Below are 13423 nucleotides of genomic sequence, written 5' to 3' on the forward strand. Positions count from 1 at the left end.
CTATTCTTTCAAGATCCTCCATTTATTGAAAGCCCAATTTTTCGTGCTTCTTCAAGTTCAGATTTTTTTTCAATGTCGCCAATTTTAAGTACACCACCTGCAAAAACAGTACCAAGGTTTTTCCATTTAATGTGTTTTACAAGACTTTTATAATATTGCTCAACATCTTCAAAATCATTTCCTCCTGCTGCCACAAGCAGAACACTTTCTTTAATTGGACTTTTCCAATTTACAGCGCACTCGTCTATTGCAAAAAAACGATCGAAGGTCATTCTTAATTGACCACTCAACTGCCAATAATATAATGGCGAGGCTAAAACAATTACATCCGCCTCCCTATATGCGGGATAAATTTTATCCATATCGTCTTTTTGAACACAAGGGCTGTCAATATTTTTCCCTCCGCTAAAACAGCCCTTACAACCATGAATGTTCATACCATCCAGAAAAAATGTTTTAACCGTATTGCCAGCTTCCTCCGCACCTTGTGAAAATGCTTTAACCAAACCCGAAGTATTTCCGTTTCGCCGAGGACTTCCGTTTAGGATTACAATTTTTTTCCCCATAACATTCACTCCTTACAGACAGCTCCGTAGTATTTCCAGCCCCTGATCAATCTCCCCGTCACTGATAGTGTAGGGCGGCAGGAATCGCAGGGTGTTCGGTCCGGCGCTGAGGACCAGGAGCCCCGGGGTTTTTGCATCCGCCCTGGTGATGGCCTTTTCCAGGATAGGCCAGGCTTCGACAGTGATGTCCACCCCGATCATGAGCCCCCGGCCCCGGATTTCCTTCACCGCCGGATGGTTCCAGGAACGGATGGCTGCAGTTATTTTGTCCCCCTTCCGGATAATTTCCTTGAGAAACCCAGGATTAGTAACCGTTTCCAGGACCACCAGGCCTGCTGCGGCTGCCAGGGGGTTGCCCCCAAAGGTACTGCCGTGATCGCTGCTCTCAAAAACATCCGCCGCTTTTTCACCGGCCAGGACTGCCCCTACCGGGACGCCCCCGGAAAGGCCCTTGGCCAGGGTGACTATATCGGGTTTTATACCGTAGGCTTCACAAGCCAGGAAGGTTCCGGTTCGGCCGAGCCCGCTCTGGACCTCGTCAAACATGAGGAGTATGTCCCGCTCGGCGCAGAATTTTGCTGCTGCGGCGATGTACTCCGCGGTTTGGGGGATTATGCCGCTTTCCCCCTGGATGGCTTCGATCAGGATGCCTGCCACAGTATTTCTATCTAGAGCCTTGTCTAGGGCGTCTATGTCACCGCCGGGTATGTAGAGGAAGCCTTCGGTGAAGGGGCCGAAGTCTTTGTGGAACTTGTCCTGTCCGGTGGCGGCCAGGGTGGTGATGGTGCGCCCGTGGAAACTTCCCCGGAGGGTCACGATCTGATGCCGGCCGGGACCGTATTTTTTCAGGGAATATTTCCGGGCTATCTTGCAGGCCCCTTCATTGGCCTCAGCGCCGGAATTGCCCAGGAACACTTTCCGCATTCCCGCAGCAGAACAGGCAGCCACCAGTTTTTCTGCGAAGGCCACAGACACGTCGCTCTGGTAGTAGTTGCACACATGGTTGAATTTTGCCGCCTGATCCGCAATGGCCTTAACCAGGGGCGGGTATCCATGGCCCAGGCAGTTCACGGCGATACCCGCAGTAAAGTCCAGGTACCGCTTTCCGTTGCTGTCCGTGAGCCAGGAACCGCTGCCGCCTGAAAAGGTAACCGGCAGCCTGTGGTAAGTATTCATAAACACATCGTTCATAGTTTCTCCTTTGTTATAATAATATTCGAAAAATAATCCATCACTAAAGGCAGAAAAGAATGCCTCAATAAAAGTAACGCGGGGTTTGTAGATTGCCGCAAAGCGGCATCGACGGAAATCGAAGGCCTGCGAAGCAGGCATTTGAGTTTCCCCCGCCAGGACCCCAGAATATAGTTCTTTAGGCATTCTTTTCTGCTTCAATCATGGTGCCGATGCCTTCATCGGTGAACAATTCTATGAGCAGCGCATGGGGGAGGCGGCCGTCGATGATGTGGGCCTTTTTCACCCCACCGTCCAGGGCAAGGCTGCAACATTCCGTTTTGGGGATCATGCCCTTGCTCACGACGCCGTCTTTTTTCAGATTTTCCAGATCCTTGCGGGGGAGCTGTTTGATCAACGAGTCCGGGTCCTGGACATTGCGGAGTATGCCCTGGACATCGGTCATGAGGACCAGTTTTTCTGCTTTCAGGGCCGCAGCAATTTGGGCGGCGGCGGTGTCGGCGTTGACATTCAGGGTATGCCCCGCAGCGTCCCCGATGCCCAGGGCTACGGAAGATACCACAGGGATGGCCCCCGATTCCAGCACCTGTTCCAGGACCTGAGTGTTTACCGTTTCGATTTCCCCTACCAGGCCCAGGTCCTCGCCTCCTGACTTGAGGAGCTTCCCCTGGAGCAGGCCCCCGTCTATCCCCGAGAGCCCCAGGGCTTTTCCGCCTGAGCGCTGGATCAGGGCGGTAATATCCTTGTTCACCTTTCCGCAGAGGACCATCTGGACTACTTCCATGGTTTCCTCGTCGGTGTACCGGAGTCCCTGGACAAAGCGGCTCTCCTTGCCCAGGGCGTTGAGCATGGCCTCGATTTCCGGGCCCCCCCCGTGGACCAGCACGGTTTTTATCCCCACACAGTTCATGAAAATCACGTCCTGGATTACCGCTGCTTTTAAGTCGGCGTTGATCATGGCGTTCCCGCCGTATTTCACCACCACTATTTTGCCCCGGTGGGCCTGTATGTAGGGTAGGGCGTGGATAAGCCCCTCCGCCCTGACAGTGTTGCTAATCGTTTCTTTCATTTTAAATCCTTTCTACTGTTAAAACAAAGCGGGTACTGCCTCCAGCCCCGCAGTTTCATCAAATCCGAAAATGAGGTTCATATTCTGAACCGCCTGCCCTGCTGCACCCTTGACCATGTTGTCGATGGCGCTTACCACCACCAGGGTGCTTCCCCCCTGATCAAGGTGTATCGAAATATCACAAAAGTTGGAATGCCTGACCCGGCCGCTGGCAGCTATGTCCCCGGCCGGGAGTATACGGACAAAGGGCTCGCTCTGATAAAAGTCTTCATATACTTTACGGATCTCTGCGACCTTTTCCTCGATTTCCTTGGTGGGGGGCCGGGGCGCGCCGCCTGAGGATTCCCGGGGTTTCCAGGATTCCGCCAGGGGTATGTAGATGGTGCTGAGTATGCCCCGGTTCATGGGCGCCAGGTGGGGGGTAAAGATTAGCCCCGGCCCGGGGACAGAGCTGCCCGGCCCGGGGACAGAGCTGGCCCGGGCGGCCATGGCTTGGAAGTTCCGGCTGATCTCCGGGGTATGCCGATGGGCGCCCACCTTGTAGGGGGTGATGGAATCGGCGCATTCCGGGTAGTGGAAGGCACGGCTGGGATCCCGGCCGCCCCCGGTAATCCCGCTGGCAGAATCGACGATAATGGTGCCCGCACCTGCGATGCCCTTGGCCAGGGCAGGGAAGGCCCCTAGGGAGGCCCCGGTGGGGTAGCAGCCGGGGTTGCCGATGATCACCTTCCCAGCGGCAGCCAGCTCCTTGATCCGCTCCCGGTTCAGCTCCGGCAGGCCGTATACCGAGTACTTGCGTAATTCCTTATGAACAAATGGTTTGCCATACCAGGCGGCAAAGGTGGCCTCATCGTCGTCAAAGCGGAAATCCGCAGAAAGGTCGATAAAGGGGATGCCCTTTTCGATACAAGACTTGGCAAAGGGTTCACCCACCCCGTGGGGCAGGGCTGCAAATACCACATTGGACCGGGCCAGGGCTTCCTCGGGCTTTTCCAGGGTGGCCTTTATCTTTCCCAGAAAATTGGGATAAATGCGATCAATCGAATCGCCCTGGTGACTCACCGAGGCCAGGGCAAGGCTCTCCACTTTCGGATGCCCCGCCAGCAGCCGGACTAGTTCTGCCCCGGCATACCCGGTAGCGCCGATAACACCTGCAATCATATTGATGAACCTCCTCAGGGCGCCTATTATCGCCCCATAAAAATATGCCGATACATATCTATAGTTTAGAAATCAAAAATAACCTAATTTTCGTATTATTAACAGGGAGGATAACCTAAAAGAAGGGACGGTAGCGATGTTTGTTCATATGTATAAATTTACATAATTCTTTATATTTGTCAATATATATACATTCTTTTAATTCTATAATATACTAAAAATTGATATAATCAGCGTCGGATAAGGAAAAAACAAAAAGGTGGTATTTTATGATCCAGGCGGCAGATGTACAGGAGCGGGAGGAAACAGAGGACCTGGCGGTGGTTCTTGATCACGAGGAAGAGCAGGATTTTCATGTCGGCAAAATCTATTGCGCCAATTGTATCCAGTGCAAGCTGGTTCCGGCAAAATCTGCCGGTGATGACCGGTATGTGCTCAGGGTACGCTGCGCCGCCGGAAAATGGAAGAAGAAGCTGGGGGAGGAAAAACTCTACAAGTACTGCACAATAACCCGGCGGTATCTGGATTTTTGCGATGCCTATGAGGAAATGGGAGATACCCGGACCTACATTCGTGAGCTGAAAAAGAACCTTCCGGTAAAGGATGAATTTTTCGTCCTCTTTCAGAGCGCTGAGGAATAGCCGAACAGGCTTTCCCGTTTAAGTCCCCGGCCGGAAAACCCGCCGGCCTTACTCTGCCCAGCCGAGACTTCGGCCAACTGCCTTATGCCAGCCTGCGATGAGGGTTTCCCGTTTCTTTGCCTCCATTTGGGGACCGAAGCTTTTATCGCATTGCCATTTGGCCTTGATTTCATCCAGCCCCTTCCAGAAACCCACCGCCAGCCCAGCAAGGTAAGCGGCGCCCAGGGCGGTGGTTTCCCGGATTTTGGGCCGGTGTAAGTTCCCGCCCATGATGTCCGCCTGAAACTGCATGAGGAAGCTGTCCCTGCTCGCCCCGCCATCTACCTTGAGTTCTGCAATTTTTGTTCCCGTGTCCTTTTCCATGGCCCGGATCAAATCCAGAACCTGGTAGGCGATGGATTCCTCCGCCGCCCTGATGATATGGTAGCGTTTGGTGCCCCGGGTGATCCCCACGATGCAGCCCCGGGCGTACATATCCCAATGGGGCGCCCCCAGGCCGGTAAAGGCGGGAACCAGGTAGACCCCGCCGGTATCCTCCACCTTGCCGGCGTAGTATTCCGCATCGGCGCTTTCCGTGAGGAAACGCATCTCGTCCCGGAGCCACTGGATCACCGCGCCCCCCACAAAGACGCTGCCCTCCAGGGCGTAGTTGGCCTTCCCGGGCAAGGCTGCAGCAATGGTGGTGAGCAGGCCGTTCCGGCTTTCAACCGCCTCATTTCCCGTGTGGGTCAGGAGGAAGCAGCCGGTACCGTAGGTATTTTTCGCCTCTCCCTTTTCAAAACAGCACTGCCCAAAGAGGGCCGCCTGCTGATCCCCCGCATCCCCGGCAATGGGGATCTCTGCGCCCTGGATGAGTGCCGTACCGTAGATGCAGCTTGAAGGCTTAACCTGGGGGAGCATGGCCCGGGGGATGTCCAGGGCTGCCAGGAGCCTGTCATCCCAGTCCAGGGTATGGATATCGAAGATCATAGTCCGGGATGCGTTGGTAAGGTCGATCACATGGGCGGCGCCATTGGTGAGTTTCCAGATCAGCCAGGTGTCCACGGTGCCGAAGAGTATCTCTCCCAGCCGGGCTTTGTCCCGGGCCCCCTCTGTGTGATCCAGTATCCACTTGATTTTTGTGCCGGAAAAATAAGCGTCCGGCACCAACCCTGTGGTTTTGCGGATGTGGTCCCCCAGCCCGTCTTTAACCAGGCCGTCCACGATATCCGCAGTACGCCGGCACTGCCAGACTATGGCGTTGTAAATCGGCCTACCCGTAACCTTATCCCACAGTATCGTTGTTTCACGCTGGTTGGTAATACCCAGGGCGGCGATATCCTCTGCAGCAATACTGTTTTGAGTAAGGAGTTCCATCATCACCGCATATTGGGAGGAGTAGATTTCCATGGGGTCATGTTCAACCCACCCCTCCCGGGGGTATATTTGAGCGAATTCCCTCTGGGCCATGCCAAGGATATTCTGATCCCGGTCAAAGAGTATTGCCCGGGAACTGGTGGTTCCCTGATCCAAGGCTAAAATATATTTCCCCATAGCGGCTTCCTGTAGTTACTTAAAAATTGAAGCTATACCCGTCAAGCTTATATTCTTCCTTCAGTTTCAGTATCGTTTTTTTCAGGCTGTCGTTCAGGGGTACGCCTTTTCCCTTCCGGTCAAGCCATGCCAGGTACTCTTTTTCCCCTGCAGTATAGATCCTGTCGCGGCCGGGCATTTTTTTCGATGCCCGCAGTTCCCGCAAAATATCTCCGGTGGTTTTTTTGAATAAATCAAGTTCCACAAAGGCGCTTATGTCTATGGCGATAAAGAAGTGCCCTAGGTGGTAGGGAATCTTTTTGCCGCTCCCATCCAGGCCGCTCAGGGCTTTCAGAAAGTTTCCCTGTTGTAGGGCAGCGGAGAGTATCTCTACCACTGTGGCGTAGCCGTAGCCTTTATAGCCTGCGGTATCGTCCCCCAGGCCGCCTAAGGGCGCCAGGGCTGAGCTTCCTTTGGTCAGCCCCTCCAGGGCCGTGGCGGGATCCGTTTCGCTTTGGCCCTGCTGATCGATGACCCAGCCTTCGGGCATCTTTTTGCCAATCCGATCGTAGTGTTCGATCTTGCCTCGCTGGGAAACCGAGGTGGCACAGTCCAGCACAAAGGGGAAGTCCTCATCCGAGGGAATACCCACGGTTAAGGGATTGGTGCCCAGCATATTTTCTACCCCAAAGGTTGGGGCAATAGAGGGCCGGGCGTTGGTGCCGGTAATGCCGATCATCCCCGCCTTGGTCGCCATGGTGGCATAGTAGCCCGCAATGCCGTAGTGGGTGGAGTTTCTTGCCACAACCATGCCCATGCCGTACTTCTTTGCCTTATCCAGGGCCATCTGCATGGACCGTTTGCCGATAACCTGGCCCATGCCGTCGTGGCCGTCCACCACCGCCGTGGTCAGGCCGTCCTTGACAACTTCAAAATTTGTCACCGGGTTCTGGATGCCGTCATTTATCCGGTCAATGTAAATCGGCTTGAACCTGCCCACCCCGTGGGAATCGATACCCCGTTTGTCCGACTCGATCAGTATCTCTGCGCAAACCGCCGCGTCCACTTCGGGTACCCCGACTTTGATAAACACATCCTTCATAAGAGCTTCCATCTTATCAAAGCTCTCATATACAATATTCTGGGCCATGCCATTTCTCCTACAAGAGGGGCTGCCCTAAATTGGGCAGCCCCAAAAATACTACGTTACTACTCGCAAAAACTCTAGTTAGTTCTGTTGTAGAGGGTAATTTCTTCGTTTATCTGGCTGATGATCCGGTCCACCACAGCTTGGGGAGTAACGGAAGGGTTGTTGGCCATGGTTTCGATTTCGTTTTCGATGATGACCCGGGCCTTGGAGAATACACCCATGACGCTGCCCGCGCAGGAGGGCTTGGAATTCCGCAGCGCCTCAATAGCGACGATCAGTTCAGGGTTAGTATTCTTGGTAAAGTCCTGGTAAACAGGCAGGTCAACCGAGGACCGGCGTATGGGCAGGTACCCGGTCTCCATGGACCATTGGGCCTGCTTTTCCGCGCCAGTTACAAACTTGACAAATTCCCAGGCCGCGTTGGCCTTTTGGTCGCTGCCGCTGTCCATGAGCCAGAGAGAACCCCCGCCCACAGAAACGCCTCCGGTGTCCCCGGCATTAACCTTGGGGATAGATGCGAAGCCTAAATTGAACTTACCACCCGCAGCGGCGGCAGAGTCCGCATAGATTGAACAGGAGTCAATGATGTAGCCCAGGGTACTGCCCGTGGCAAACTGGTTCTTGGACTCCGCGGTTCCCTTACCAAAGATAACGTTGGAGGGATCGCTGTAAATAGCCCTGAGTTTGGTCATGATGTTGAGCAGCGGTTCCCGGGCGATGACCGCTGTGGCCCGGCTCTTGCGGCCATTGCCGTTATCCAGCAGGTCCTTGTCCTGGATGGAAACCAGCTGTTCAAAAACCCAGCTGTAGTTGGTGAAGGACCCGTGCATGTTTGGGTTGGAAGCCGCAAGGGCCTTGCTGGTGGCAAGGACGGCGTCCATGGTGGCGAAAGCGGTTTTGGGATCCAGCTTAGCTGCGGCAAGGGCTTCCTTGTTGTAGATGATTACCGGGGAAGAACAGTTAAAGGGCATGGAAAAAAGTTCCCCGTCCAGGGTGTAATAGGCCAGGATGTTCGGTTCATAATCGGAAATATTGTACTTGTCCCGGTTGATAAAATCCTGCATCTTCAGGGTTGTGCCGGAATCTATGGCCCAACGGGTTCCTATATCGTAGAGCTGGAGTATATCCGGCCCCTGCCCCTTGGGGGTGGCTTTTATTTTGACGATACAGTCGTCATAGTTCCCCTGGTATTGCAGTTCAATTTCGATTTTTTCCTGGGAACTGTTAAATTCCTTGGCCAATTTTTCCAGGGCTTCACCGTTTCTTCCGCCCATGGAATGCCACAGGATAATTTTAGTCTTACCCCCCGCAGCGCTTTGATCCTTTCCGCCGGCGGCGAAAACCAGGGCGCCCACGCAAAGGACCGCCATCATAGTACAGAGTAATTTTTTCATCCTCACTCCTCCAAAAATATTTAAGGGCGTCCCTGAAAACCTTCTGGTTTTTGGGACGCCCCTTATTAACAATAAAATTAACCCTTCACCGCGCCGGCGGTCATCCCCCTGACCAGATATTTTTGTCCAAAGATAAACACCAAAACTGCGGGTATCAGAACCAATATCGATCCGGCCAGCACAATTCCGTAATCCACCGCTTCCGCTTCCTTCAGAATCCCTATGCCCACCTGGACTGTCCGCATATTGTTGCTGTTCGTCACCAGCAGGGGCCAGAGGTACTGGTTATAAATCTGGATAAAGGTATACACCCCCAGGGACGCTATGGCGGGTTTAGAAATGGGCATTACGATTTTCAAAAGAAACCGCAGATCCCCGCAGCCGTCGATAATGGCTGCCTCGTGCAGTTCCCGGGGTATGGTCAGGAAAAACTGGCGCATCAGGAAAATGCCCATGGCGGAGCTTAAATAGGGAACCACCAGGCCGAAATAAGTATTGGTCAGCCGCGCCTGGGCTATGGTAAGGTAATTGGCAATGATGATGGCATCCGCAGGGATCATCATGGTAGCCAGGACCACCATGAACAGGACATTCCGCCCCTTGAAGCGGTGGAAAGAAAAGGCGTATGCAGCAAAGCTACAGGTAAAGACCTGGCCTACGATAATAATGGCGCACACAATAAAACTGTTTGCCATAAATTTGAAGAGGGGCACGGTTTGCAGGGCCGTCCTGTAGGTGTAGGTCACCGGGTTCTGGGGTAGAATATGGGGGGGTATCATAGCCCGTTCAGCCGGGGACATGAAGCTCATGGAAAAACCGATCAGGATAGGCGAAATAATAAAAATGCCGATAGCGAATTTAACTATCCACCCCAGGGCTGCGTGCAGGTTTTTTTGGCTCACTGGTAGTGTACCATCCTGTCTTCAGTTTTGAATTGAATAATTGTAACCCCCAGGATGATGAGGAAAAGTACCACCGACTGGGCAAAGGCCGTTTCAAACCGGGTGTCCCGGATAGCAGACTGGAAAATTGAATAGACCAATACATTGGTAGAATAGCTGGGCCCCCCCTGGGTCAGGAGCCGTATCTGGGCAAAGGCCTGAAAGGAAACCACGATATTCAGGAACACCACAAAAAATATCTGCGGGGAGGCGATGGGGGTCAGAATGCTGAAAAGCCGGCGGAAATACCCCGCCCCGTCCATACGGGCGCTTTCGATAAGCTCGTCGCTCACATTGCGGAACCCCGTGAGGAGGAAGATAAACCCCGTACCAATGTTAAGCCACACCGTTACAAAGGCCACCCCGAACAGGGCGTACTTCGCGTCCAGGAGCCAGCGTATGTCCGTCCCCAGCAGATGGTTCATGATGCCGTTTTTCCCGGAGCTAAGCAGGTTAAACCAAATCGCCGCCGCCGGTGCGGAAGCGATAGCCATGGGCAGGGAATACATCACCTCGTAAATCCTGCTGCCCCGGCTCCTGGTATTGGCCAGAGCCGCCAGGAAGTAGGCCGCCACCAGGGTGGGGATGCAGACCAGGGGGGCAAAAATCAGGGTGAGCTTCAGGCTGTTCAGGAACTGAGCGCTGCTGAACTGCTTGATATAATTTTCAAATCCTACAAATTCTACCGGTTTGCCCCGGGAATTAGTCAGAAAGAAAGAAAAAATCACCGTCTTGGCAAAGGGAAAAAATATAAACACCCCAAAAACCAGCATACAGGGCAAAAGGAACAGATACGGCGTAGCGTTAAAGGATCTTTTTGCTGATAAACTCATTATCTCCCCAATTATTACATAATAATAAATTATTATAAGCTATGTTTTTCAAATGCGCAAAAGGAATTTTAAGAATTATTTGCGGCTAACAACTCCGCTACCTTATCAGGATAGTTGGAAATGATGCTGTCTACCCCAAGCTTAATGCAAAAACGTATCTGTTCTTCCGTATTTGCGGTCCAGGTATTTATCTTTAACCCGTTTTTATGGGCTTTTTCGACTAGTTCCGGGGTATATTCCAGGCAATTCACCTGGGGATGCAGGGCATTCATACCATGCCGCTTGCCATAATCGTCCATATCAAGCAAAGGGTACCCGTAAAGGAGCCCCGCTTCGATGTTTTTGTCGATTTCTTTGCAAATTCTCATGGAAATATGGTTAAAGGATGAGAGAAAAACCCGGTTTTGCGCTCCCAGGGCCTTAATCCGGCCTATAACCTTCTCTTCGATACCTTTATAAAAGACCGAATAATTTTTAATCTCCAGGTTGAGCACAATATCCTTCTCGATAATCAGTTCCAGAAGCTCGTCCAGGTGCATCATCCGTTCCCCGGCAAACTCCCGGCCCTTCCAGGCGCCGCAGTCCAGCTTTCTCAGATCCGCGAAACTCTGATCCCCCACGGCCCCCTTCCCGTCGGTGGTCCGCTCCAGCAGATCGTCATGGATTATCACCGGTTCGCCGTCGGCGGATAAATGGACATCCGACTCAAAGCCATTGCAGGGGCGCCCCTTGTAATGCCCCTCCTCAATGGCGGCAATAAAGGCCCTGCGGGTATTCTCAGGGTATTTTCCGCTAAATCCCCGGTGGGCCAGGTTCAGTATTTTCATGGTTTCTCCTCCATAATAAATGAAGTAAATAGTATATGGACAATTTTTGAGGAGTGTCAACACGGTTTATCCTTTGAAAGCACGTTGAAAAACTGATAATTGGGCACGTCCGGGTTCGTAAAAAGCTATTTTTCATTTTTTCACAAAATTTTCTTCTCCACTAAAGCATTTTTCCTCCTCCGCTCCCTAACAGGCTTTGTATAAAACCTCCCTGGTAAAGATACCTAAACCGGAATTCATCGTCTTCTACAACGGGCCGGGGGAAACGCCGGAAAAGTGGAAATTATGGCTTTCCGACGCCTTTATCGGGCTGGAACCGGGCGAAAAAGTCCCCCTTGATCTGATCGTTACGGTGTATAATATCAATCCCGGCCATAACGAAGGAATGCTGGAAAAGTGCGAAGAACTCAGCGGGTACAGCATCTTTGTTGACAAAGTCCGGGAATACAAAAAAACGATTTCCGATAAAGATATTGCCTTTCGGCAAGCGATCAACGATTGCATAGAACATAATATTCTGCGTGAGTTTTTAAAATTACACGCCACGGAGGTATTACAAATGTTATTAACCGAATGGAACACCGAGGAAGCCCTTGCATTCGAAAGAGAAGAAGGATGGAAGGAAGGCCGCGAGGAAGGTGAGAAGAAAAAAGCCCTGGAAACGGCGAAGAACCTTCTTGCCCTGGGCGTAAGCCTGGACACGGTCGCCAAAGCGGTTGGCCTTGACATGGAAACCGTCAAAAGTCTTGCCCAGTGAAATATAGACAAACCCAGAGTAAAACTCTATCCCGCACAGCCATGCTGTCCCAAAAATAAAAGCCTCTGCCGCCCTTGGCATTCCCGTTTTGATCAAAGGCATAGGTCCGATTTTCAACGGTATATTCAATTATTTCTTTTACATTTTTTCTTGACAAAAACTATAGTCTTAGGGATACTATTCTTGGGACTTATTGAAAATGATACAATCGTTTAAATGTAAAGAAACGGCCAAGATTTTTGCGGTCGGCTATTCTGCGAGGTTTTCAACAGCAATTTTTAAATCGGCAATCATCAAACTGGCGATGCTGAATAGATCCGGGCAGCTTAATGAACTGGCTATTCCACCGTCCAATCATCTGGAAAAACTTTCAGGAAATCGTGAAGGCCAATACTCTATTCGCATTAATGATAAATACCGTATTTGTTTTAGATGGAGCGAGAATAACGCCTATGACGTGGAAATTGTGGATTATCATTGATGGCATGGACCTTGACAAATTATAGTATATACGTATAATGTATATAAGGAGATAAAAATGAAGATGCTCAATGAGCTGCCTACAGTTGGGGAAGTTTTGGCCGAAGAATTTCTTGCCCCTTTAAATATTTCCCAAAACGCGCTGGCAAAAATCCTGGGTATTCCGCAAAACAGATTGAGCGATATCATTAATGGAAAACGGGGTATTACTGCGGATACCGATTTGCGTTTATGTAAATATTTTGGTTTGACAGATGGATATTTTGCGGGAATGCAGCTTGATTTTGAACGTATTAAAGCAAAAAGAAAAATTCAGGACGATTTAGATCATATAGTTCCACTAAAAAAGCAGCCCGCATAATAAAAACAAGTAGGCGGAGTTCACGCCAGTTAATACACAAGTCTATCATGTAATGATAGGGTGACCATGACGGAAACATCTTCAGAGCGATACTAGCAAGAACAAACCCTAGGTAAAACCCTGTACCGCACAGTCATTCTATCCCAAAAACAGCTTTGCCTCGGTGGGGATCGGCTCGGGGACCGGGGCTATCTCCGCAAGCTTCACATATTCATCGGCGCCTTGGGGTAAAAGAAATCCCGCCTTTACCGCCGCATCCGCTGATTGCCGGATTTTCTCTACGTATATCTCATGGGTCGGATAAAGCTCTTTGAGTTTAGCCGGGGCAAAAGCTATGGTGAATCCTTCCAGGGGATACGCCGGACCTGCAACATATTGAGCGGTGGGAATATCAAAATTTGGCGGCCGTATGCCGCCCTTGGCATTCCCGTTTTGATCAAGATTCCCTTTTGACCGCCGTCCCTCGCTTTCTGACGGTATAGTCCCTTTTGGGTATCTTTTTCAATGAGGCACTGCGCCATCTTGCAATTAGCCATAAAT

15 protein-coding genes are annotated in these 13423 nt (G+C 51.5%); 4 read left to right on the forward strand and 11 right to left on the reverse strand.

Annotation, left to right across the window (positions count from 1 at the left end; translation table 11 throughout):
- Positions 1–8 precede the first annotated feature (8 nt).
- The 4 genes from TREPR_RS03685 to argC all read right to left on the reverse strand — a co-directional run bounded on the left by TREPR_RS03685 (position 9) and on the right by argC (position 3987).
- Positions 9–566: a flavodoxin family protein gene (locus tag TREPR_RS03685; protein ID WP_015706943.1), complete on the reverse strand. Its 558-nt coding sequence runs from the start codon at positions 564–566 to the stop codon at positions 9–11.
- Positions 567–578: 12 nt separating this feature from the next.
- Entirely contained in the window at positions 579–1757 is a 1179-nt protein-coding gene (locus TREPR_RS03690) for an aspartate aminotransferase family protein (protein WP_052299780.1), read from the reverse strand.
- 178 nt (positions 1758–1935) lie between these two features.
- Positions 1936–2826: an acetylglutamate kinase gene (gene argB / locus TREPR_RS03695; RefSeq protein ID WP_015706945.1), complete on the reverse strand. Its 891-nt coding sequence runs from the start codon at positions 2824–2826 to the stop codon at positions 1936–1938.
- An 18-nt stretch (positions 2827–2844) separates the two neighbouring features.
- Entirely contained in the window at positions 2845–3987 is a 1143-nt protein-coding gene (gene argC / locus TREPR_RS03700; protein ID WP_015706946.1) for an N-acetyl-gamma-glutamyl-phosphate reductase, read from the reverse strand.
- Positions 3988–4256: 269 nt separating this feature from the next.
- Between argC and TREPR_RS03705 the strand changes: the two genes are divergently transcribed.
- On the forward strand, positions 4257–4628 hold the full coding sequence (locus tag TREPR_RS03705) for a hypothetical protein (RefSeq protein WP_015706947.1): 372 nt from the start codon (positions 4257–4259) through the stop codon (positions 4626–4628).
- A 48-nt stretch (positions 4629–4676) separates the two neighbouring features.
- Here TREPR_RS03705 and glpK read toward each other — a convergent pair whose 3' ends face one another.
- The 6 genes from glpK to TREPR_RS03735 form a co-directional block, all read right to left on the reverse strand.
- The gene (glpK, locus tag TREPR_RS03710) at positions 4677–6161 is read right to left on the reverse strand and encodes a glycerol kinase GlpK (RefSeq protein WP_015706948.1); all 1485 of its coding nucleotides are present in this window, start codon (positions 6159–6161) and stop codon (positions 4677–4679) included.
- 19 nt (positions 6162–6180) lie between these two features.
- Positions 6181–7290: an Ldh family oxidoreductase gene (locus TREPR_RS03715; RefSeq protein ID WP_015706949.1), complete on the reverse strand. Its 1110-nt coding sequence runs from the start codon at positions 7288–7290 to the stop codon at positions 6181–6183.
- 74 nt (positions 7291–7364) lie between these two features.
- On the reverse strand, positions 7365–8684 hold the full coding sequence (locus TREPR_RS03720; protein WP_015706950.1) for an ABC transporter substrate-binding protein: 1320 nt from the start codon (positions 8682–8684) through the stop codon (positions 7365–7367).
- A gap of 77 nt (positions 8685–8761) precedes the next feature.
- Entirely contained in the window at positions 8762–9586 is an 825-nt protein-coding gene (locus TREPR_RS03725) for a carbohydrate ABC transporter permease (RefSeq protein ID WP_015706951.1), read from the reverse strand.
- Positions 9583–10458 (reverse strand): carbohydrate ABC transporter permease, encoded by an 876-nt coding sequence (locus tag TREPR_RS03730; RefSeq protein WP_015706952.1) that lies wholly within the window; start codon positions 10456–10458, stop codon positions 9583–9585. The genes TREPR_RS03725 and TREPR_RS03730 overlap by 4 nt, the downstream gene beginning before the upstream one ends.
- 68 nt (positions 10459–10526) lie before the next feature.
- Positions 10527–11285 carry a glycerophosphodiester phosphodiesterase gene (locus TREPR_RS03735; protein WP_041610998.1) on the reverse strand — a complete coding sequence of 253 codons (759 nt, stop codon included), beginning with the start codon at positions 11283–11285 and terminating at the stop codon, positions 10527–10529.
- A gap of 196 nt (positions 11286–11481) precedes the next feature.
- On the opposite strand from TREPR_RS03735, the gene TREPR_RS03740 reads away from it, so the two are divergent.
- The 3 genes from TREPR_RS03740 (at position 11482) to TREPR_RS03745 (ending at position 12883) form a co-directional block, all read left to right on the forward strand.
- The gene (locus TREPR_RS03740; protein WP_015706954.1) at positions 11482–12042 is read left to right on the forward strand and encodes an RpnC/YadD family protein; all 561 of its coding nucleotides are present in this window, start codon (positions 11482–11484) and stop codon (positions 12040–12042) included.
- Positions 12043–12241: 199 nt separating this feature from the next.
- Positions 12242–12523 (forward strand): type II toxin-antitoxin system RelE/ParE family toxin, encoded by a 282-nt coding sequence (locus tag TREPR_RS18115; protein ID WP_015706955.1) that lies wholly within the window; start codon positions 12242–12244, stop codon positions 12521–12523.
- Between the two features lie 57 nt (positions 12524–12580).
- The gene (locus TREPR_RS03745; protein WP_015706956.1) at positions 12581–12883 is read left to right on the forward strand and encodes a HigA family addiction module antitoxin; all 303 of its coding nucleotides are present in this window, start codon (positions 12581–12583) and stop codon (positions 12881–12883) included.
- A gap of 138 nt (positions 12884–13021) precedes the next feature.
- On the opposite strand, the gene TREPR_RS19230 is transcribed toward TREPR_RS03745, so the two are convergent.
- Positions 13022–13363, reverse strand: coding sequence for an alpha/beta hydrolase domain-containing protein (locus TREPR_RS19230; protein WP_425358176.1), 342 nt, complete (start codon positions 13361–13363; stop codon positions 13022–13024).
- Between the last annotated feature and the right edge of the window lie 60 nt (positions 13364–13423).

The sequence above is a fragment of the Treponema primitia ZAS-2 genome, from assembly GCF_000214375.1.
GTDB classification, from domain to species: Bacteria; Spirochaetota; Spirochaetia; order Treponematales; family Breznakiellaceae; genus Termitinema; species Termitinema primitia.

Coding starts and splice junctions, on each gene's coding strand:
- TREPR_RS03705 (WP_015706947.1), top strand. CDS start 4,257: ATGATCCAGGCGGCAGATGTACAGGAGCGGGAGGAAACAGAGGACCTG.
- TREPR_RS03720 (WP_015706950.1), bottom strand. CDS start 8,684: ATGAAAAAATTACTCTGTACTATGATGGCGGTCCTTTGCGTGGGCGCC.
- argC (WP_015706946.1), bottom strand. CDS start 3,987: ATGATTGCAGGTGTTATCGGCGCTACCGGGTATGCCGGGGCAGAACTA.
- TREPR_RS03730 (WP_015706952.1), bottom strand. CDS start 10,458: ATGAGTTTATCAGCAAAAAGATCCTTTAACGCTACGCCGTATCTGTTC.
- glpK (WP_015706948.1), bottom strand. CDS start 6,161: ATGGGGAAATATATTTTAGCCTTGGATCAGGGAACCACCAGTTCCCGG.
- TREPR_RS03690 (WP_052299780.1), bottom strand. CDS start 1,757: ATGAACGATGTGTTTATGAATACTTACCACAGGCTGCCGGTTACCTTT.
- TREPR_RS03685 (WP_015706943.1), bottom strand. CDS start 566: ATGGGGAAAAAAATTGTAATCCTAAACGGAAGTCCTCGGCGAAACGGA.
- TREPR_RS03735 (WP_041610998.1), bottom strand. CDS start 11,285: ATGAAAATACTGAACCTGGCCCACCGGGGATTTAGCGGAAAATACCCT.
- TREPR_RS03745 (WP_015706956.1), top strand. CDS start 12,581: ATGAAGATGCTCAATGAGCTGCCTACAGTTGGGGAAGTTTTGGCCGAA.
- TREPR_RS18115 (WP_015706955.1), top strand. CDS start 12,242: ATGATACAATCGTTTAAATGTAAAGAAACGGCCAAGATTTTTGCGGTC.
- argB (WP_015706945.1), bottom strand. CDS start 2,826: ATGAAAGAAACGATTAGCAACACTGTCAGGGCGGAGGGGCTTATCCAC.
- TREPR_RS03715 (WP_015706949.1), bottom strand. CDS start 7,290: ATGGCCCAGAATATTGTATATGAGAGCTTTGATAAGATGGAAGCTCTT.